An 18,088-nucleotide genomic window follows, 5' to 3' on the forward strand; every position below is an offset into this window, starting at 1 on the left:
CGGCGACGAGGTGGACCGGCGCACGGTGACCGCGACGGGGACCGCGGCTCAGACGGTGAAGACCCCCAGCAGGCGGTTGAGCTCGCGGGAGAGCCCGTCCAGCTCCTGGGCGGCGGCCCGGGCCCGGTCGACGTCCGCGGCGCTGTCGTCGGCGTCCCGGCTCACGGCCGTGAGCGTCGTCGTCACCGAGCCGGCGCCGTCGGCGGCGGCCGCGACGCTGCGGGTCAGCTCGCTCGTCGTCGCGGTCTGCTCCTCCACGGCGCTGGCGATCGTCGTCTGGTGGTCGTTGATCGCGCGGACCACCTCGGCGATGCGCGCGATCGCGCCGACGGCCGCCGAGGTCTCGCTCTGGATGCCCTGCACCCGGTGGGCGATCTCCTCGCTGGCCTTGCCGGCCTCCTGGGCGAGCTCCTTGACCTCGTTGGCGACGACGGCGAAGCCCTTGCCCGCGTCGCCGGCGCGGGCAGCCTCGATCGTGGCGTTGAGCGCGAGCAGGTTCGTCTGCTCGGCCACCCCGGAGATCACCTTCACCACGTCGCCGATCTCCGCCGAGCTGGCACCCAGGGCGGCGATGGTCGCCTCGGTCTTCTGCGCCAGGTCGGCCGCCTGGCGCCCCACCTCGGCGGCCTCGGTCGCGCTGCGGGCGATCTCGGAGATGGAGGCGCCCATCTGCTGCGCGCCCGCGGCGGCCGAGCTGACGCTGGAGCTGATCTCCGCCGCCGAGGAGTGCGCGCCCTGCGCCTGGTCCCGGCTGCGCGACGCCCGCTGGGCGAGCCCGTCGGCGACGGTGGCCACGCCCGCGGCGGAGGAGGCGACCTCCTGGGCGCAGCGCCCGATGTCGCGGATCGTGCCGGCCACCTTCTCGACGAAGCGGTTGAACGCCGCCGAGAGCTGGCCGACCTCGTCCGAGCGGGAGTCGTCCATGCGCTGGGTCAGGTCGCCCTCGCCGTCGGCGATCTCGGCCATGCGGTCGCGCAGGTGGTGCAGGGGCCCGGTGAGGCGGCGGCCGATCCAGTAGGCGACGAGCCCGCCGAGGACGGCGATGAGGACTCCGGCGACCAGGAGGGCGCCGAGCATGGACGAACGGCCGTCCTCCAGGGACTCCACCGGCCCGGAGAAGTCGCCGTCGCGCGCGACCGTGGCGATCACCCAGTCCCAGGGCGCGTAGTAGGTGAGGCGCACCGTCGTCGGCCCGGCGTCCGGGTCCACGTACCGGACGGTGGCCTGCTCGCCGGCCTCGAGGCCGACCGCGGCGTCGACCATCTGCTGCACGTACGGGGTGCCCTCGGCATCGGTCGCCGCGAGCACGTTCTCGCCGTCCCGGACGGCGTCGGGGCTGATCAGCACGGTGCCGGCGCGGTCGCCGGTGCCCCCGTAGACCTCGATGTGCCCGGTGTCGCCGACGGTGGTGGCGTCGAGGCTCTCGCGCAGCGCCGGCAGGTTCTCCTGCTTCACGCCGACGTAGAGGACGCCGACGACGTCACCGCCGGGGCCGGTGAGCGGCGCGTAGGCCGACACGAGCCACGAGTCGACGACGAACGCGTTGCCGCGGTAGGTCTCGCCGCGGCTCACCGCGGCGGCGACCGGGTTGGGCTGGCCGTCGGGGTTGACCGCCGGGATGTAGGTGCCGATCGCCCGGGCGCCCGACGCGGCCTGGACGTTGGTCGCCACCCGGAGGTAGTTGCCCTCCGGGGTCTTCTGGAAGATCGTCACGGTCGCGCCGACCATCGACTTGATGGTGTCGACGACCGGCGTGGGCACGTTCACGTCGGCGTTCTTGCCGAGCCACTGCCCGCCCACGAGCACCTGCGGCAGCTGGACCGGCGTGACCTCGCCGGACAGCTGGTTCTTCGCCTCCCACGGCACCAGGTCCTCGCCGGAGTCGTCGATGGAGAAGCCGCCGGCCTGCTGCAGGACGTACTGGGCGGTCGCGAGGTCGGAGTCGACCTTGGCCGACGTGGACGCTCCCTGGGTGGAGACGACGTCGTAGACGCCCGCGGCGGTGCGGGAGATGTCCTCCTCCACCAGCGCGCGCACGTCGCGCTCGGCGTCGTCGGCGAACCGCCCGCTCTGCCAGGCGCTGACCCCGCCCATCGCCACGCCCGTGACGGCGACGCTGGCCACCGCCAGCGCCACCACCTTGGTCCTGATGCCCCACCCGCTGGGGTCCGCCCAGCCCGGCACCGCGATCCTGCGCATTGCCCGTCGTCCTCCGAGTCCTGAGCAGCACTAAAGCGCTGCTGTCGTTCCGTATCTCGGCAGCCGGGACGCGGACCGGTACCCGACGGGGCGTTCGTGACCGGACCGACACCTGCGGCAGGATCGGGCCATGACCGATGGCCGGACCGAGCCGCCGCTCACCGGCGGGGAGCGGGAGACGCTGCGCGGCTACCTCGACTGGCACCGGGCGACGCTGGCGGTGAAGTGCGCCGGGCTCTCCGACGACGACCTGCGCCGGACGTCCATGCCGCCGTCCACCCTGTCGCTCCTGGGCCTCGTCCGGCACATGGCAGAGGTCGAGCGCTCCTGGTTCCGCCGGGTTGTCGACGGGCAGGACGTGCCGCTGGTCTGGTCGGCCGACCGCGACTTCCAGGTCGCCTACGACGCCGCCCACGCCGACGTCGCCGAGGCGTTCGCGGCCTGGGAGGGCGAGATCGGGCACGCCCGCCGGATCGAGGGGGCGGCGCCGTCCCTGGACGTCACGGGGACCGACCGGGACGGGACCGCCTACTCGCTGCGGCTGGTCCTGCTGCACGTGATCCAGGAGTACGCGCGGCACAACGGCCACGCCGACCTGCTCCGCGAGGGGATCGACGGCGTCACGGGGGTCTGAGGCCGGCGTCAGCGCAGGTGGGCCCAGTCCTCCGGGTGGGCGCGCAGGTGCTCGGCGACGGTGCGCGCGGGGTGCCCCGTCAGCCCCGGGACGACGTCGGTGACCGGGGCGAGCTCGCCGGCGGCGATGGCGAGGTAGCTGGACACCCAGCCCTCCACCTCCCAGTCGGGGTGGCCCGACGGGCGACGGGTCGCCCACGCCTCCTCGGTCGTCTGCCGCCGGTACTCCGCGGGGACGCCGGTCACCTCGGTGAGCACGTCGGCCGCCTCGGCCAGCGTCAGCGCCTCCGGCCCGGTCACCTCGAGCGCCCGGCCGTCCAGGTCGCCGTCGTCCCGCAGCAGGACGGCGGCGGCGACGTCGGCGAGGTCGTCGCGGGAGACGAAGCCGGTCGCACCCTCGCCGGCCGGTGCTGCGATGACCGCGCGGTCGCCCTCGCGCACCGCGAAGAACGGCACGAAGTCGGCGTACATGCTGTGCCGCAGGACCGTGTGCGCGATGCCGGTCGCGCGGATCGCCTCCTCCGTCGCGCGGTGGTGGCGGACCAGGGTGAACGTCGGGTCGGGACGGTCGGCTCCGACGAACGACGTGTAGACGATCCGTCGCACACCGGCCGCGGCCGCGGCCTCGACGGCGGTGAGGTGCTGCTGCAGCCGGTCCTCCGCCTCCGCGGCGGAGACGAGGTACAGCGTGTCGGTGCCGGCGAGAGCGGCCCGCAGACCGGCGCCGTCGGCGTACCCGCCGGGGTTCTCGACGACTTCGGCACCCGGCAGCCGGGGCGCGCGGGCGGCGTCGCGGACGACCAGGCGGAGGGGAGCGACCCCGGCGGCCGCCAGCCGCTCGGCGACCCGGCCGCCGAGCGTTCCGGTGACCCCGGTGAGCGTGATCACGAAGAACTCCCCGGTAACGCTGTGACCTGCGGCATCATGACGGCGTCCAACCACGTGGGGGCCCGACTCCTTCCCGGAGGAACAGCATGCGGATCGGCATCCTGACCGGCGGCGGCGACTGCCCCGGGCTCAACGCCGTCATCAGGGCGGTGGTCCGCAAGGGCATCGCCGAGCACGGCGACGAGATCGTGGGTTTCCGCGACGGCTGGCGGGGGGTGCTCGAGGCCGACACCGTCGCCATGGACCTCGCGGCCGTCCGCGGGATCCTGCCCCGCGGGGGGACCGTGCTCGGCACCTCGCGGACCAACCCGTACGCGGTCGACGGCGGGCCGGAGGCGGTGCTCGCCACGCTCGACCGCCTCGGCATCGAGGCGCTGATCCCCATCGGGGGAGAGGACACCCTGGGCGTGGCCACCCGGCTGGCCGAGGCGGGGGTGCGCGTGGTCGGTGTCCCGAAGACGATCGACAACGACCTGGACTCCACCGACTACACGTTCGGCTTCGACACCGCCGTCGGCGTGGCGATGGAGGCGATCGACCGGCTGCACACCACCGGCGACAGCCACCACCGCACGCTGGTCGTCGAGGTGATGGGCCGGCACGCCGGCTGGATCGCGCTGCACGCCGGCATGGCCGGTGGCGCCAACGTCATCCTCATCCCCGAGAACCCGTTCGACGTCGACGGCGTCGTGGCGCACTGCCGGCACCGCTTCGAGTCGGGCTACTCGCCGATCGTGGTGGTCTCCGAGGGCGCCAAGCCGAAGAACGGCGACCTCATGCTGTCGACGGGGGAGAAGGACGCCTTCGGGCACGTCCGCCTCGGCGGGATCGGCGCCGCCCTGGCCTCGCTGATCGAGGAGCGCACCGGCCGGGAGGCGCGGGCCGTCGTCCTCGGGCACATCCAGCGCGGCGGCACCCCGTCACCGTTCGACCGGGTGCTGGCCACGCGCTTCGGCCTCGCCGCCGTGGACGCCGTCCACGACGGGCAGTCGGGGGTGATGGTCGCCCTGCGCGGTACCGACATCGTGCGGGTGCCGCTGTCGGCCGCGACCGCCCAGCTGAAGCTCGTGCCGCCCGAGCGGTACGCCGAGGCCGAGGTCTTCTTCGGCTAGGCGGCCGCTGCGGGGCCGGGAAGTACGCTCGGTGCCGTGAGTCTCCCCGAACCCGCTGAGCTGGTGCCCGGTCTCGACCGGTGGAAGGACCTCCCCGCCGCCCAGCAGCCGCAGTGGCCCGACCGCGCCGCCCTGGACGCCGTCCTCGGCACGCTGGCCACGGTGCCGCCCATCGTCGCGCCCGCCGAGATCGACGGGCTGCGCGCTCAGCTGGCGGAGGTGGCGCAGGGCAAGGCGTTCCTGCTCCAGGGCGGCGACTGCGCGGAGACCTTCGACCTCAACACCGAGCCGCACCTGCAGAGCACCACGCGCACGCTGCTGCAGATGGCCGTCGTCCTCACCTACGGCGCGAGCGTGCCGGTCGTGAAGGTCGGCCGGGTGGCCGGCCAGTACGCCAAGCCGCGCTCGTCGGACACCGACGCGCTCGGCCTGCCGTCCTACCGGGGCGACATGGTCAACTCCCTCGAGCCGGTGCTCGAGAAGCGCATCCCCGACCCCAACCGGCTGGTGCGCGCCTACGCCAACTCCGCTGCCGCGATGAACATGATCCGGGCCTACGCCCGCGGTGGCCTGGCCGACCTGCACGCCGTCCACGACTGGAACAAGGACTTCGTCGCCAACTCACCGGCCGGCGTGCGCTACGAGGTCATCGCCCGCGAGATCGACCGCGCGCTGGCGTTCATGAAGGCGTGCGGCATCGACCACTCCGAGATGCGCAGCGTCGACCTCTACAACAGCCACGAGGCGCTGATCCTCGACTACGAGCGGGCGCTGCTGCGGGTGCACGACGGCCGGGCCTACGCCTCGTCCGCCCACTTCGTGTGGGTGGGGGAGCGGACCCGCCAGATGGACGGCGCGCACATCGAGTTCGCCTCGAAGCTGGCCAACCCGATCGGCGTGAAGATCGGCCCGACGACGACGCCCGAGCAGGCGACCGAGCTCGTCGAGCGGCTCGACCCCGACGGCATCCCGGGCAAGCTCACGCTGATCAGCCGCATGGGCAACGGGAAGATCCGCGACGTCCTGCCGGCGATCGTGGAGAAGGTGACGGCGTCCGGGCACCAGGTCGTGTGGCAGTGCGACCCCATGCACGGCAACACCCACGAGTCGTCCACCGGCTACAAGACCCGCCACTTCGACCGCGTCGTCGACGAGGTGCTCGGCTTCTTCGACGTGCACCGCGCGCTGGGCACCTGGCCGGGCGGCATTCACGTCGAGCTCACCGGTGAGGACGTCACCGAGTGCCTCGGCGGGGCGATGGAGATCAGCGACGAGGACCTCAACAGCCGGTACGAGACCGCCTGCGACCCGCGGCTGAACACCGGCCAGTCTCTCGAGCTCGCGTTCCTGGTCGCGGAGATGCTCCGTGGGTGAGTGGGTCGACCTCCGCTCCGACACCGTCACGAAGCCCACGCCCGGCATGCGCCGGGCCATGGCCGAGGCCGAGGTCGGCGACGACGTCTACGAGGAGGACCCGACCGTCCGCGCCCTCGAGGAGCGGACGGCGGAGCTGTTCGGCCACGAGGCGGCGATGTTCGTGCCGTCCGGGACGATGGGCAACCAGATCGGGATGCGGCTGGTCTGCGAGCCGGGCCAGGAGGTGCTCTGCGACGCCGACGCGCACGTCGTCACCTACGAGATGGGTGCGGCGGCGGCGATCTTCGGCATCTCCACGCGCACGGTGGTGTCCGACGGCGGCCGGCTCGACGCGGCGCAGCTGATCGACCAGGTGCGGCCCAAGGACAACTGGCACCTCACCGCGACCGCGGCGATCGCGGTGGAGAACTCGCACAACCGCGGCGGCGGGCTCGTCCAGCCGCTCGACCAGCTGCAGGAGCTCTGGGACCGGTCGCGGCAGGCCGACGTCGCCGTGCACCTCGACGGCGCCCGCATCTGGAATGCGCACGTCGCCTCCGGTGTGCCGCTGTCGACCTACGGCTCGCTGGCCGACACCGCGTCCGTCTGCTTCTCCAAGGGTCTCGGGACGCCGGTCGGCTCCGTGCTGGTGGCATCGGCGGAGCGCATCGCGACCGCGCGGTTGTGGCGCAAGCGGCTGGGCGGGGGCATGCGGCAGGTCGGCGTGCTCGCGGCGGCGTGCCTGTACGCGCTGGACCACCACCTGCCGCGGCTGGGCGAGGACCACGAGCACGCGCAGCTGCTGGCCAAGCGGCTGGGCATCGACCCGTCGACGGTGCCGACCAACATGGTCGTGCTGGACGACGTCGAGGCCCCGCTGGTCGCCGAGGCCGCCAAGGCGCAGGGCGTGCTGGTGTCGCAGGTGAGCGCGCGGAAGATCCGCCTGGTCACGCACCTGGACGTGGACCGCGCCGCCGTCGACCGCGCCGCCGACGTCCTGAGCGAGCTCCTCACCCGCTGACCCGGCCGCGTTGTCCCCCAGGCGGCCGTTCCACCGCCCGGAATGACCGGCTGAGGGACAACGCCCGGCAGGGGTCAGGCGGCGCGGGAATCAGCCGCGGGCGCCGCGAGCGAGCGCAGCAGGTCGATGTCGCGCTTGTGCCCGGCCGACGGCGAGCCGTCCAGCTCGCTCGGCGTCTCGACCACCAGGGGGACGCCGGCAACGGACGGGTGAGCCAGCAGCTCGGCGAACGGCGCCACCCCGATCGAGCCCTCGCCGATCGTGGTGTGCCGGTCCCGCTTGGACCCGCACTCGTCCAGCGAGTCGTTGGCGTGCACCAGTCCCAGCCGCCCGGGCCCGACCGCCGCGGTCAGCGCATCGAGCGTCGCCGTCATCCCGCCCGGCGCCGCCAGGTCGTGGCCGGCCGCCCACACGTGGCAGGTGTCGAAGCAGACGCCGAGCAGCGGGTGGTCCTCCAGCGCGGCGAAGTACGGGCCCAGCTCCTCGACGGTCGCCGCCAGCGCCTTGCCGCCGCCGGCCGTCGGCTCGATCAGCAGCCGCGGGCCGTCGGCCGGCGCCGCGTCCAGCACCGGCAGCAGCCTCTCGTGCAGCTGGCGCAGCGCCGACTCGTACCGGTCCTCGCCGACGGCCGACCCCGCGTGCACGACGACGCCGGCGCAGCCCAGCTGGGCGGCTCGGGCCAGGTTGTGCCGGATGGACGCGATCGACTGGTCCACGGTCGCCTCGGTGGGGGAGCCGACGTTCACCAGGAAGGGCGTGTGGACGAAGGACGGCACCCCGCGCTCGGCGCAGCCCTCGACGAACAGGGCGTCCTGCCTCGGGTCGCCGTCGGTGAGCTTCCAGCCCCGCGGGTTGCCGACGAAGACCTGGACGGCGGAGGCGCCCACGGCGTCGGTGTAGGCCAGCCCGCCCTTGGCGAGGCCGCCCTTGATCTGGATGTGCGCCCCGATCGCGGGCGCGGGAGGAGCGAGCTGCACCGCTAGAAGGCCACCAGGATCTTGACGGAGGTGCCCTGCTCGACGCTCTCGCCGGGAGCGGGCGTCTGCTGGCGCACCTTGTTGCCGAAGAACTTCGTCGCGTCGACGGTGAGGCCGGCGGCCTGCAGCGTCGCCGTCGCCTCGTCCTCCTTCATGCCCGTCACGTCGGGCACGGTCACCAGCGGGACGCCGGAGGACACCTGGATGTCGACGGTGCTGCCGTAGGGGGCCGACTCGCCCGGCACCGGGCTGACGGCCATGACCTCGCCGGCGTCGACGGCCGCGCTGCGGCCGTCCGCCACGCGGTTCACGGAGAAGCCGAGCGCCTCGAGGTTGGCCGTGGCCTGCTCGAAGGTCTGCCCGGTGACGTCGGGGACTGCGACGGGGGAGCGGCCGAGGCTGACGACCACCTGCACCACCTCGTCCCGCTTGAGCTGCGTGCCGGCGGGCGGCACGAACCCGATCACGAGGCCCGCCGCGACGCCGTCGTCGTACTCCTCGCCGCGGGTGAGCTGGACGGGCACGCTCTCCTGGAGCCGGGCCACCACGTCGTCGTAGGGCTGGCCGACCAGGTCGGTGGGCACGGTGAAGCGCTCGGGCCCCTGCGACACGACGAGCCGGACGTCGGTGCCGCGGATCGCCTCGCCGGGCTCCGGGTCGGTCGACATGACGGTGCCGGCGGGGAACTCCTCGCTCCACACCTCCTCGCAGCAGTCCGGGGTGAGCCCGGCCTCCTGCAGCAGGTCGATGGCGGCTCCCTGGTCCTGGCCGACGAGCTCGGGGATCTGCGTCCACCGGCCGCTGCCCAGCCACCAGCCGATGGCGCCGATGGTCACGGCGAGCAGCAGCACGATCGCGACCGCGAGGCGGGCGCGGCGACGGCGGATGTGCTGCGGCACGCCGGGCCGGGGGCGCTCCAGCCCGGCGGGCCGGCGGCCGTTGACGTTCATCGTGGGGCCGCCCATGGCCGGCAGCATGCTGGTCCGGCCGGCGCGGTCGGTGCGCTGGCTGTTCAGCACCGCGGTGCCCGGGTCGCTGGGGTGCCGCGGGCGGGTCGGGCGGTTGGTCGGGCGCAGGGTCTGCGGGCCGGCGGTGCTGCGGCCGGTGGGCACCGGGACGGGCTCGATGCCGAGGTCCTTGCGCACGTGGCCGAGCTCGGCGAGGAACGCACCGGCATCCAGCGGCCGACCCGACGGGTCGCGGCGGGTCGTGCGGGCGACCAGCTCGTCGACCGCCCACGGCAGACCGGGGACCTCGTCCGACGGCGCCGGGACGTCGTGGTGCACGTGCTGGTAGGCGACGGCCAGCGGCGTGTCCCCGCCGTAGGGCGGGTGGCCGGTGAGCATCTCGTACAGGACGATGCCGGCCGCGTAGATGTCGCTGCGGGCGTCGGCCTTGCCGCGCTCGAGCTGCTCGGGCGAGAGGTAGGCCACCGTGCCGATGAGGACGCCGCCGGTCTGGCTGGCCTGGGCGGTCCCGGTGCCGACGACGGCGCGCGCCAGCCCGAAGTCGGCCACCTTCACGACGCCGTCGACGCCGATGAGGACGTTCTCGGGCTTGATGTCGCGGTGCACGATGCCGGCCCGGTGCGCGGCGGTGAGCCCGGCCAGGACCGGCTCGAGCACCGCGAACGCCTCGGCGACGGTCAGCCGGCCGCGGGCGGTGAGCAGGTCGCGCAGCGTGCGGCCGCGCACCAGCTCCATGACCAGGAACACCAGGCCCTGGTCGGTGCCCTGGTCGCTCACCCCGACCACGTTGGGGTGGCTGAGCATCGCGGCCGCGCGGGCCTCGCGGGTGAACCGGTCGACGAACGTCGGGTCGTGCGCCAGGTGCTCGGCCATCACCTTGACGGCGACGGTCTTGTGCAGCCGCAGGTCCGTGGCGGCGTAGACGGTGGACATGCCGCCGCGCGCGAGCCGCTCCTCGAGGCGGTAGCGCCCCTCGAGGACCAGGCCCACCACGGGGTCGGTCACGGCGGTGTCCACCCGAGCGAGTGTAGGAGCGTCACCGGCGACGGTCGCACAACCACGCGGTACGGGGGGCCGCCGGGGCCGGTGGTGCGGATGAAATGCGGTGGGCCGCTCAGCCCAGGTCCAGGCCCGGGTAGAGCGGGTGCGCGTCCAGCAGCTCGGCCGCGGCGGCGCGGGTGCGGTCGGCCAGGCCGTCGGCCAGCACGTACTTCGCCCGCGACGGCTCGCCCGAGGACGTGGTGGTCGGCGTCGTCGCCCCCAGGACACCGGCGATGAGCTCGGCCACCCGGTCGAACTCCGCGACACCGAAGCCCCGCGTGGTCAGCGCGGGCGTGCCGATCCGCACGCCCGAGGTGTACCAGGCGCCGTTCGGGTCGGCCGGGACGGCGTTGCGGTTGGTGACGATGCCGGCGTCGAGCAGCGCCGACTCCGCCTGCCGGCCGGTGAGCCCGAAGGAGCTGACGTCGAGCAGCACGAGGTGGTTGTCCGTGCCGTCGGTGACCAGGTCCACGCCCCGTCGCTTCAGGCCGTCGGCCAGGGCGACGGCGTTGTCCACGATGTCCTGGGCGTACTGCGCGAAGGTCGGCTGACGGGCCTCGGCGAAGGCCACGGCCTTCGCCGCCATGACGTGGGGGAGCGGCCCGCCCAGCACCATCGGGCAGCCGCGGTCGACGGCCTCGGCGTACTCCGGCTGGGCGAGCACGAAACCGCCGCGCGGGCCGCGCAGCGACTTGTGGCTGGTGCTGGTGACGACGTGCGCGTGCGGCACCGGGTCGTAGTCGCCGGTGAAGACCTTGCCGGCGACCAGGCCGGCGAAGTGGGCCATGTCGACGACGAGCGTGGCGCCCACCTCGTCGGCGATCTCGCGCATCGTCGCGAAGTTCACCCGCCGCGGGAAGGCGGAGTACCCGGCCATGAGGATCAGCGGCCGGAACTCGCGGGCCTTCGCCCGGACGGCGTCGTAGTCGAGCAGGCCGGTCGCCGGGTCGGTGCCGTAGGAGGACTGCTCGAACATCTTCCCGCTGATGTTCGGGCGGAAGCCGTGGGTGAGGTGGCCACCGGCGTCGAGGGACATCCCCAGCATCCGCTGGTCGCCCAGGGCGCGCCGCAGCTCGGACCACTCGGCCTCGGAGAGGTCGTTCACGTGCTTCGCGCCGGCCTTCTCCAGCGCCGGCGACTCGATGCGCGAGGCGAGCACCGCCCAGAAGGCCACCAGGTTGGCGTCGATGCCGGAGTGCGGCTGGACGTAGGCGTACGGCGCACCGAACAGCTCGCGGGCGTGCTCGGCGGCCAGCGCCTCGACGGTGTCGACGTTCTGGCAGCCGGCGTAGAACCGGTGCCCGACGGTGCCCTCGGCGTACTTGTCGCTGAACCAGTTGCCCATCGTCAGCAGGACGGCGGGACTGGCGTAGTTCTCGCTGGCGATCAGCTTGAGCGAGGCCCGCTGGTCGGCCAGTTCCTGGCCGATCGCGTCGGCGACCCGCGGCTCGACGGCGCCGATCACCTGCAGGGCGTTGCGGTAGGCGGCCGTGGCCGCACTGGCATCGAAGGAGGTCATGTGGGGCTCCTGCGCGAGACGTCGGGAAGGTGCCCAGGCGCACGGCGGGATGCTGCAGGCCGCTCCCCGGTGGTTGCCCACCCTCGACGCGCCAGTCACGGCCCGGGCAGAGGCTATCGCGCCGGCCGGGGAGGTGTCGCGGGGCACCGGCCGGGCCCCCATAGGCTTGCTCCCCATGGACACGCTCACGCCCGCCGAGGTCGCCCAGCTCCTGGGCACGTCGCCCAACCGGGTCCGGCAGCTGCTGCGCGACCGGAAGCTCATGGCGGTCCCGGGCAGCGGCAACGGCAAGATCCCGGCCGACTTCGTCCAGGACGGCGCGATCCTCAAGCACCTCCCCGGTCTCCTGACCGTCCTCAAGGACGGCGGGTTCACCGACCAGGAGGCCTTCGACTGGCTGTTCCGCGAGGACGAGTCGCTGCCGGGCACGCCGGTGCAGGCGCTGCGCGACGACCGGCACACCGAGGTCACCCGCCGGGCGCAGGCCCTGGCGTTCTGAGCGCGGTGCATCCGGCCGCGTGTCCCGGGCGGAAGCTGGTCCCGTGGGCTCACTGACGTACCTCGTGCTGCTCGCCGGGTGCCTGGTGGTGACCGCGCCGCTCGAGCTGGTCCTGCGGGTTCGGGTCTACGCGCGCTGGCGCCGTCTGCTGCTGGCGGTCCTGCCGGAGTTCGCCGTCTTCGTGGTCTGGGTGCTGTACGCGATCGCGCAGGGCCACTGGGACTACAGCGACGAGCTGACCCTGGGCCTGCGGCTGCCCGGCGGCATCCCGGTCGAGGAGGTGCTGTTCTTCCTCGTCGTCCCGCTGTGCTCGGTGCTCGCGCTGGAGGCGGTGCGGAAGGTGACCGGCTGGGACGCCGGCTATCCGCGCGAGGCGGCCGACCGGTGAGCTACTCCGCCCTGGCGGTCGTGGCCGTCCTCGCCGTCCTCGTCGTCGACCTGGCCGTCTACCGCACGCGGATGGTCACCCGGAAGGTCTTCTGGACCGCCTACGCGATCATCGTGACGTTCCAGCTGCTGATGAACGGCGTCCTGACCGGTCTGGACGTCGTGACCTACGACGAGCGCACCATCTGGGGCCCGCGGATCGCCTACGCGCCGGTCGAGGACCTGCTCTTCGGCTTCGCCATGGTGACCCTGACCCTCGCGAGCTGGGCGGCGGTCAACCGCCGGGCGAACACCGCGAGGCGCCGCGGCTTGGACACCGACACCCGCCCGTCGAGCACGCGGTAACCCGCCCGCTCGATCTCGGTCAGGATCCCGCCGTACAGGGCGGTCGCGGCCCGGACGCAGTCGCGGGACTCCGGCGCGAGCATCGGCGTTCCCGGCGCGGCGTCGTCGTACCGGCGGCGGACCACGGCGACCATCTCGCGCATCAGGGCCTCGAACCGGGCGTCGTGCCGCTTCTCGGCCAGCTGCTCGCGGGTCACCCCGTGCGCGGCCATCGCGTCCTCCGGCAGGTAGACCCGCCCCCGGTCGATGTCCTCCGCGACGTCCCGGAGGAAATTGGTGAGCTGGAAGGCCTCGCCGAGCGCGATGGCGTGCGGCGCGGCCTCCTCGCGGGCGACGCCCGGCGCGGTCCCGAGGACCGGCAGGACCTGCAGGCCGATGACCGACGCCGACCCCCACATGTACCTGTCGAGGGCGGCCATGTCGGGGTAGGAGTCGACGTCGAGGTCGCTGGTCATGGCGGCGAGGAAGTCGACCAGGTGCTCGACCGGGATGTCGTACCGCCGGTAGGTGTCGACCAGGGCCAGCCGGACGGGGTCGTCGGACCAGCCGGTGTCGAGCTCCTCGATCACGGCCCGCGACCAGGCCGCCAGGTCACCGGCCGGGTCGGCGCCGGGCAGGTCGACGAGGTCGTCGGCGGTGCGCGCGCCGGCGTAGAGCGCGTGCACGGCCGGGCGCCGGTCCGGCGTGAGCAGCCGGGTGGCCAGGTGGTAGCTCTTGCCGTGCCGCGCGGCGATCGCCGCGCAGTGCCGGTACGCGGCGCCCAGCTGCTCCTGGCGATCGGCCACCGCGGTCATCCGGTGATCCTCTCCGCGGCCAGCCGACCGCTGATCAGCACCATGGGGACGCCGACGCCGGGCTGCACCGACGACCCGGCGAGGACGACGTTCTCCGGTCCCCGTCGCGGCAGCGTCGACGGCCGGAAGGGCCCGGTCTGCCCGAACGTGTGGGCCAGCGCGAACGGGGTGCCGGCGGCCATGCCCTGCGCGGCCCAGTCGAGCGGGGTCGCCATCTCCTCGACCTCGATCGCGCCGGTCAGGCCGGTCCAGCCGCGGTCCTCCAGCGTGGCCAGCACCTCGTCGCGGTAGCGGGGGCCGAGCGTCGTCCAGTCCAGGTCGGGGTTGCCGCCGCTGCGCCGGTCGAGGTTCGGCGTGGGCGCCACGATGCTGAGCACCTGACCGCCCTCGGGCGCCAGCCCGCGATCGGTGCGCGAGGGCATGCTCACCAGCAGGCTCGGGTCGCTCATCGGCCGCCCGTCCCGGGTGAGCTCGTCGAAGACGCCCTGCCACGACTCGCCGAAGCTGATCGTGTGGTGCGCCTGCCCGGGGAGCTCCGTGCGGACGCCGACGTGCAGGGCCACGCAGGAGGGCGAGTAGACCGGCCGGCGCGGCCCCCGCAGCCAGGGCACCAGCCGCCACGGCTGGTCGGTGGTCACGACGACGGCGTCCGCGGGGAGCCGGTCGCCGTCGGCCAGCTGCACCGCCGTCACGCGGGACCCCGACGTCTCCAGGCCCGCGACGGTCGCGCCGTAGCGGAAGGCCACCCCGGCGTCGGCCGCCGACGCGGCGAGCGCGTCCGGGACGGCGGCGATCCCGCCCATGGGGTGCCACACGCCGGCGCCGATGTCGAGCTGGGCGATGACGGCGTAGGCGGCGATGGCGCGGAACGGCGACACCCCGGCGTAGAGGGCCTGGAAGCTGAACAGCCGGCGCAGCCGGTCGTCGGCGAAGTACCGCTGCACGTGCCGCGACAGCCGGCCGAACCCGCCGCGGCGGGCCAGCGCCACGAGCTCGGGCCCGACCAGGTCGAGCGGCGAGTCGAGGTTGCGGTCGATGAACGTGCTCAGCTGGAGCCGGTAGAGCTCGGCGAGGTCGGCGAGGTAGCGCCGCAGCGCCGTGGCCTCCGCCGGGCCGCACAGCGCGGCGACCTCGGCGGCGAAGGCGTCGGGGTCGGCGTGCACGTCGAGGTGCGACCCGTCGGCGTACTGCGCGCGGTAGGTGGTCTCCAGCGGCACCAGCGTCAGCCGGTCCTCGAGCTTGTCGCCGACCGCGCCCAGGGTGTCGGCGACGATCTCGGGTGCGGTGAACACCGACGGCCCGGTGTCGAGGGCGTAGCCGTGCCGCTCGACTCGGCCGGCCCGCCCGCCGGGGCCGGGCGCCCGTTCGACGACGGTGACCTCCCGGCCGGCACCGCGCAGGCGCAGCGCGGTCGCCAGCCCGGCCAGGCCGGCGCCCACGACGACGACCCGGTCGGTGCGCCCGGGGACGGTGCGGGGCATCAGGCGGTGCGGGACGTCGCCGCGACGGCGAGCGCGTCGAGGGCGGCCTGAGCGTCGTCGGCGAGCGGGGCCGCGGCGATCGCGGCCCGGGCCAGGGCGGTCCGTTCGGTGATGCGCTCCTCCACCCGGGCCCGGGCACCCGTCGCCTCGAGCAGCGCCCGAAGCGCGTCGAACTCCTCCGGGCCGGCGTCGCCGTTGCCGAGCAGCTCGTCGAGCAGCCGACGGCCGGCCGCGTCGGCGGCCTCCTCGGCGAGCGCGATCAGCAGCGTCTGCTTCCCCTCCCGCAGGTCGTCGTCGGCCGACTTGCCGGTCACGGCCGGGTCGCCGAACACCCCGAGGACGTCGTCGCGCAGCTGGAACGCCTCGCCGAGGGGGAGGCCGATCGACGTGTACGCGTCGGTGACCTCCGGACCCGCCCCGGCGATGGCCGCACCCAGCTGCAGCGGTCGCTGGACGGTGTAGCCGGCGCTCTTGTACCGCGCCACGGTGAGGGCGCCGTCCGGCCCGGGCAGACCGCCCGCGGCACGCAGCAGGTCGAGGTACTGGCCCGCGGTCACCTCGGTGCGCATCGTGTCCCAGACCGCCCGCGCGCGGCCGAGGGCCGCCGCGGAGATGCCGGACCGCCGCAGCAGCTCGTCGGACCACACCAGCGCCAGGTCGCCGACGAGGATCGCCGCGCCGGTGCCGAAGAGCTCGCGGTCGCCGTCGAGCCGCTCGTCGGCGTGGCGGGCGGCGAAGCCCACGTGGGTGGCCGGCCGACCCCGCCGGGTGTGCGCGCCGTCCATGACGTCGTCGTGGACCAGCGCGCTCGCGTGCACGAACTCCAGTGCCGCCACGGCACGGAGCACCGCGGCCTCGTCCTCGCCGCCGGAGGGCTTGCGGGCGCCGCGCCAGCCCCAGTAGGCGAACGCGGGGCGCAGCCGCTTGCCGCCCTCGGCCAGGGCGCACACCTCGTCCACCACCGGGGTGAGGCTCGGGTCCATCGCGGCGAGCGTGTCGCGCTGGCGGTCGAGGAACTCGGAGAGGGCGTCGCTGACCGCCGACCGGAGCCCGTCGAGCTCGGCCGCGGCGAGCGGGGGAGCGGTTGCAGGGTCGCGAGCCTCGGTCCCTGCGGTCACGGCCCCAGTATTGCCCAACCGGATGGTGCGCGATCGCGGGAGCAGGGCGGGTCCGGTGCTCCGGGTCATCGTGTCTCCATCTGTTCGGCAGGGGTGCTGTCGGCTCTCTTCCGCCGACGCCGCCCGGCCGGATGCGGCGGACGTGAGAAATGTCGTGCTCCCGGGGTCCGGCTCCGCCCGTACCCTGGAGTGCCGTGACCCCGACCGTGCGGGAACTGCTCGCCACCGACCAGCCGACGTGGTCGTTCGAGTTCTTCCCGACCAAGACGCCCCAGGGCGAGGCGCAGCTGTGGACGACGCTGCGCCAGCTGGAGCGGCTGCAGCCGTCCTTCGTCTCGGTGACCTACGGCGCCGGCGGCTCGACCCGGGAGGGCACCCTCGCGGTGACCGAGCGGATCGCCCACGAGACGACGATGACGCCGCTGGCCCACCTGACCGCGGTGGACCACAGCGTCGCCGAGCTGCGGCACGTGGTCAGCCGGCTGGCCGACGCCGGTGTGCGCAACCTGCTGGCGCTGCGCGGCGACCCGCCCGGCGCCGACCCGCAGGCGGAGTGGGTGCCCCACCCGGAGGGGCTGCAGTTCGCCGCCGAGCTGGTGGAGCTGATCAAGTCGATGGGCGACTTCTGCGTCGGCGTCGCGGCCTTCCCGGAGACCCACCCCCGGTCGCCGGACTTCGACACCGACGTCCAGATGTTCGTGGACAAGTGCCGGGCGGGTGCGGACTTCGCGATCACGCAGATGTTCTTCCGCGCGGAGGACTACCTGCGGCTGCGCGACCGCGTGGCCGCGACCGGCTGCGACGTCCCGATCGTCGCCGGGGTGATGCCGGTGACCAACGCCCGGCAGATCACCCGGATCGTGGAGCTGTCGGGGCAGGCGTTCCCGACGGAGCTGGCCGCCCGGTTCGCCGAGCTGGACGGGGACCGCCCGGAGGACAGGGCCGCCGTCCGCGCCTACGGCGTCGAGGTGGCCACCGAGCTGTGCCGCACGCTCCTGGCCGAGGGCGTGCCCGGTATCCACTTCATCACCATGAACCGCTCCACGGCGACCCGCGAGGTCTACGCCAACCTGGTGCCGCAGACGGCTACCCCCTGACCGGGCGCCCGTCGAGCACGGCGGCCGCCTCGGCCGCGGCCCGGCGCAGGCCCTCGCGCTCGGCCGCGTAACCGCCGAGGACGCCGACGACCGGCAGGTTGGACAGGGCGCGGTGCCGCAGCTTTCCCTTGGGGCGCGCGTCGAGGAGGTCGTCGATGCGGCCGAGCAGGCCGGCGACCCGCCACAGCGCCCGCAGGTTGCCCCGCAGCCCGCCGCGGCTCTCCCGTGCGCCGAGCGCCTCCTCGGCGTAGGTGCCGCGGGCCCGCTCGAGCAGGGGCTCGACCTGCTCGGTGCTCAGCTCGCGGCGGAGCAGGACGCGGCTGAGCAGGGAGATCCGCGCGGCCCTGTCCTCGATGCCGTGCTCCGACGCCACCCCGAGGACGACGGCGCACTGGACCGCCGCCCCGACGGTGTTCTGGAGCGGGAGGAGGTCGGCGAGCTTGCCGGCGAACCGCGGAGCGGCCGAGAGCCCGGCGACGACCCCGGAGACGCGGTCGGCCCACCACTGGTCGCGCTCGGCCTGCGGCAGGGCCGGCGGCCGGCCGGCGCGGCGGACGACCGGCGCGGTCAGGGTGTCGATCCGGCGGAGGACGTCGACGACGACGGCGTCGCTGATCTGTGCCATGCCTCCCCCATGCCCCGCGACAGCCGGC

Annotated in this window: 16 protein-coding genes, 1 pseudogene and 1 riboswitch; of the genes and pseudogenes, 8 read left to right on the forward strand and 9 right to left on the reverse strand. The window is 74.3% G+C overall.

Features of this window, described 5'->3' with window-relative positions:
* Window positions 1-48: 48 nt before the first annotated feature.
* Window positions 49-2,199: a methyl-accepting chemotaxis protein gene (locus DCS98_RS16585; RefSeq protein WP_116452482.1), complete on the reverse strand. Its 2,151-nt coding sequence runs from the start codon at window positions 2,197-2,199 to the stop codon at window positions 49-51.
* Between the two features lie 130 nt (window positions 2,200-2,329).
* On the opposite strand from DCS98_RS16585, the gene DCS98_RS16590 reads away from it, so the two are divergent.
* Window positions 2,330-2,833 (forward strand): DinB family protein, encoded by a 504-nt coding sequence (locus DCS98_RS16590; RefSeq protein WP_116452483.1) that lies wholly within the window; start codon window positions 2,330-2,332, stop codon window positions 2,831-2,833.
* Between the two features lie 8 nt (window positions 2,834-2,841).
* Here DCS98_RS16590 and DCS98_RS16595 read toward each other — a convergent pair whose 3' ends face one another.
* Window positions 2,842-3,720: an SDR family oxidoreductase gene (locus DCS98_RS16595; RefSeq protein WP_116452484.1), complete on the reverse strand. Its 879-nt coding sequence runs from the start codon at window positions 3,718-3,720 to the stop codon at window positions 2,842-2,844.
* An 86-nt stretch (window positions 3,721-3,806) separates the two neighbouring features.
* Between DCS98_RS16595 and DCS98_RS16600 the strand changes: the two genes are divergently transcribed.
* From DCS98_RS16600 to DCS98_RS16610, 3 genes are read left to right on the forward strand one after another with little or no spacing between them, the layout of a single operon-like run.
* Entirely contained in the window at window positions 3,807-4,832 is a 1,026-nt protein-coding gene (locus tag DCS98_RS16600; protein ID WP_116452485.1) for a 6-phosphofructokinase, read from the forward strand.
* A 36-nt stretch (window positions 4,833-4,868) separates the two neighbouring features.
* Entirely contained in the window at window positions 4,869-6,206 is a 1,338-nt protein-coding gene (locus DCS98_RS16605; protein ID WP_116452486.1) for a class II 3-deoxy-7-phosphoheptulonate synthase, read from the forward strand.
* Window positions 6,199-7,209 carry a threonine aldolase family protein gene (locus DCS98_RS16610; protein ID WP_116452487.1) on the forward strand — a complete coding sequence of 337 codons (1,011 nt, stop codon included), beginning with the start codon at window positions 6,199-6,201 and terminating at the stop codon, window positions 7,207-7,209. Before DCS98_RS16605 ends, DCS98_RS16610 begins: the two co-directional genes overlap by 8 nt.
* A 74-nt stretch (window positions 7,210-7,283) precedes the next feature.
* Here DCS98_RS16610 and DCS98_RS16615 read toward each other — a convergent pair whose 3' ends face one another.
* The 3 genes from DCS98_RS16615 to DCS98_RS16625 form a co-directional block, all read right to left on the reverse strand.
* Window positions 7,284-8,186 (reverse strand): deoxyribonuclease IV, encoded by a 903-nt coding sequence (locus tag DCS98_RS16615; RefSeq protein ID WP_164704614.1) that lies wholly within the window; start codon window positions 8,184-8,186, stop codon window positions 7,284-7,286.
* Between the two features lie 2 nt (window positions 8,187-8,188).
* A complete protein-coding gene (pknB, locus tag DCS98_RS16620) occupies window positions 8,189-10,171 on the reverse strand; it encodes a Stk1 family PASTA domain-containing Ser/Thr kinase (protein ID WP_116452488.1) in 1,983 nt (660 codons plus the stop codon).
* 97 nt (window positions 10,172-10,268) lie between these two features.
* Entirely contained in the window at window positions 10,269-11,714 is a 1,446-nt protein-coding gene (locus DCS98_RS16625) for a glycine hydroxymethyltransferase (RefSeq protein ID WP_116452489.1), read from the reverse strand.
* A gap of 24 nt (window positions 11,715-11,738) precedes the next feature.
* A riboswitch (ZMP/ZTP riboswitch) is annotated at window positions 11,739-11,823 on the reverse strand.
* A 66-nt stretch (window positions 11,824-11,889) separates the two neighbouring features.
* On the opposite strand from DCS98_RS16625, the gene DCS98_RS16630 reads away from it, so the two are divergent.
* From DCS98_RS16630 to DCS98_RS23680, 3 genes and pseudogenes are all read left to right on the forward strand, one after another.
* Window positions 11,890-12,213 carry an Rv2175c family DNA-binding protein gene (locus DCS98_RS16630; RefSeq protein WP_116452531.1) on the forward strand — a complete coding sequence of 108 codons (324 nt, stop codon included), beginning with the start codon at window positions 11,890-11,892 and terminating at the stop codon, window positions 12,211-12,213.
* A gap of 43 nt (window positions 12,214-12,256) precedes the next feature.
* A complete protein-coding gene (locus tag DCS98_RS16635; protein WP_116452490.1) occupies window positions 12,257-12,601 on the forward strand; it encodes a lycopene cyclase domain-containing protein in 345 nt (114 codons plus the stop codon).
* Window positions 12,602-12,621: 20 nt separating this feature from the next.
* Window positions 12,622-12,807, forward strand: a pseudogene (locus tag DCS98_RS23680) (lycopene cyclase domain-containing protein); the annotation flags it as partial.
* On the opposite strand, the gene DCS98_RS16645 reads toward DCS98_RS23680, so the two are convergent.
* The 3 genes from DCS98_RS16645 to DCS98_RS16655 are packed head-to-tail and all read right to left on the reverse strand — an operon-like array spanning window position 12,804 to window position 16,338.
* Complete coding sequence (locus DCS98_RS16645; protein WP_206340308.1) at window positions 12,804-13,739, reverse strand: phytoene/squalene synthase family protein; 936 nt, start codon at window positions 13,737-13,739, stop codon at window positions 12,804-12,806. The pseudogene DCS98_RS23680 and the gene DCS98_RS16645 overlap by 4 nt on opposite strands.
* Window positions 13,736-15,220 (reverse strand): phytoene desaturase family protein, encoded by a 1,485-nt coding sequence (crtI, locus tag DCS98_RS16650; RefSeq protein ID WP_116452492.1) that lies wholly within the window; start codon window positions 15,218-15,220, stop codon window positions 13,736-13,738. The genes DCS98_RS16645 and crtI overlap by 4 nt, the downstream gene beginning before the upstream one ends.
* On the reverse strand, window positions 15,220-16,338 hold the full coding sequence (locus DCS98_RS16655; RefSeq protein ID WP_241038157.1) for a polyprenyl synthetase family protein: 1,119 nt from the start codon (window positions 16,336-16,338) through the stop codon (window positions 15,220-15,222). Before DCS98_RS16655 ends, crtI begins: the two co-directional genes overlap by 1 nt.
* Window positions 16,339-16,532: 194 nt before the next feature.
* On the opposite strand from DCS98_RS16655, the gene metF reads away from it, so the two are divergent.
* Window positions 16,533-17,435, forward strand: coding sequence for a methylenetetrahydrofolate reductase [NAD(P)H] (metF, locus tag DCS98_RS16660; protein WP_241038159.1), 903 nt, complete (start codon window positions 16,533-16,535; stop codon window positions 17,433-17,435).
* On the opposite strand, the gene DCS98_RS16665 is transcribed toward metF, so the two are convergent.
* The gene (locus DCS98_RS16665) at window positions 17,425-18,060 is read right to left on the reverse strand and encodes a hypothetical protein (protein WP_116452495.1); all 636 of its coding nucleotides are present in this window, start codon (window positions 18,058-18,060) and stop codon (window positions 17,425-17,427) included. The genes metF and DCS98_RS16665 overlap by 11 nt on opposite strands.
* Window positions 18,061-18,088: the final 28 nt, after the last annotated feature.

The organism is Blastococcus litoris (assembly GCF_003075095.1).
Taxonomy (GTDB): Bacteria; Actinomycetota; Actinomycetes; order Mycobacteriales; family Geodermatophilaceae; genus Blastococcus_B; species Blastococcus_B litoris.

What these genes read in the sequence shown, in the direction of transcription:
- DCS98_RS16585 (WP_116452482.1), bottom strand. Translation starts at nt 2,199, where the DNA reads ATGCGCAGGATCGCGGTGCCGGGCTGGGCGGACCCCAGCGGGTGGGGC.
- DCS98_RS16590 (WP_116452483.1), top strand. Translation starts at nt 2,330, where the DNA reads ATGACCGATGGCCGGACCGAGCCGCCGCTCACCGGCGGGGAGCGGGAG.
- DCS98_RS16600 (WP_116452485.1), top strand. Translation starts at nt 3,807, where the DNA reads ATGCGGATCGGCATCCTGACCGGCGGCGGCGACTGCCCCGGGCTCAAC.
- DCS98_RS16625 (WP_116452489.1), bottom strand. Translation starts at nt 11,714, where the DNA reads ATGACCTCCTTCGATGCCAGTGCGGCCACGGCCGCCTACCGCAACGCC.
- DCS98_RS16630 (WP_116452531.1), top strand. Translation starts at nt 11,890, where the DNA reads ATGGACACGCTCACGCCCGCCGAGGTCGCCCAGCTCCTGGGCACGTCG.
- DCS98_RS16645 (WP_206340308.1), bottom strand. Translation starts at nt 13,739, where the DNA reads ATGACCGCGGTGGCCGATCGCCAGGAGCAGCTGGGCGCCGCGTACCGG.
- crtI (WP_116452492.1), bottom strand. Translation starts at nt 15,220, where the DNA reads ATGCCCCGCACCGTCCCCGGGCGCACCGACCGGGTCGTCGTCGTGGGC.
- DCS98_RS16665 (WP_116452495.1), bottom strand. Translation starts at nt 18,060, where the DNA reads ATGGCACAGATCAGCGACGCCGTCGTCGTCGACGTCCTCCGCCGGATC.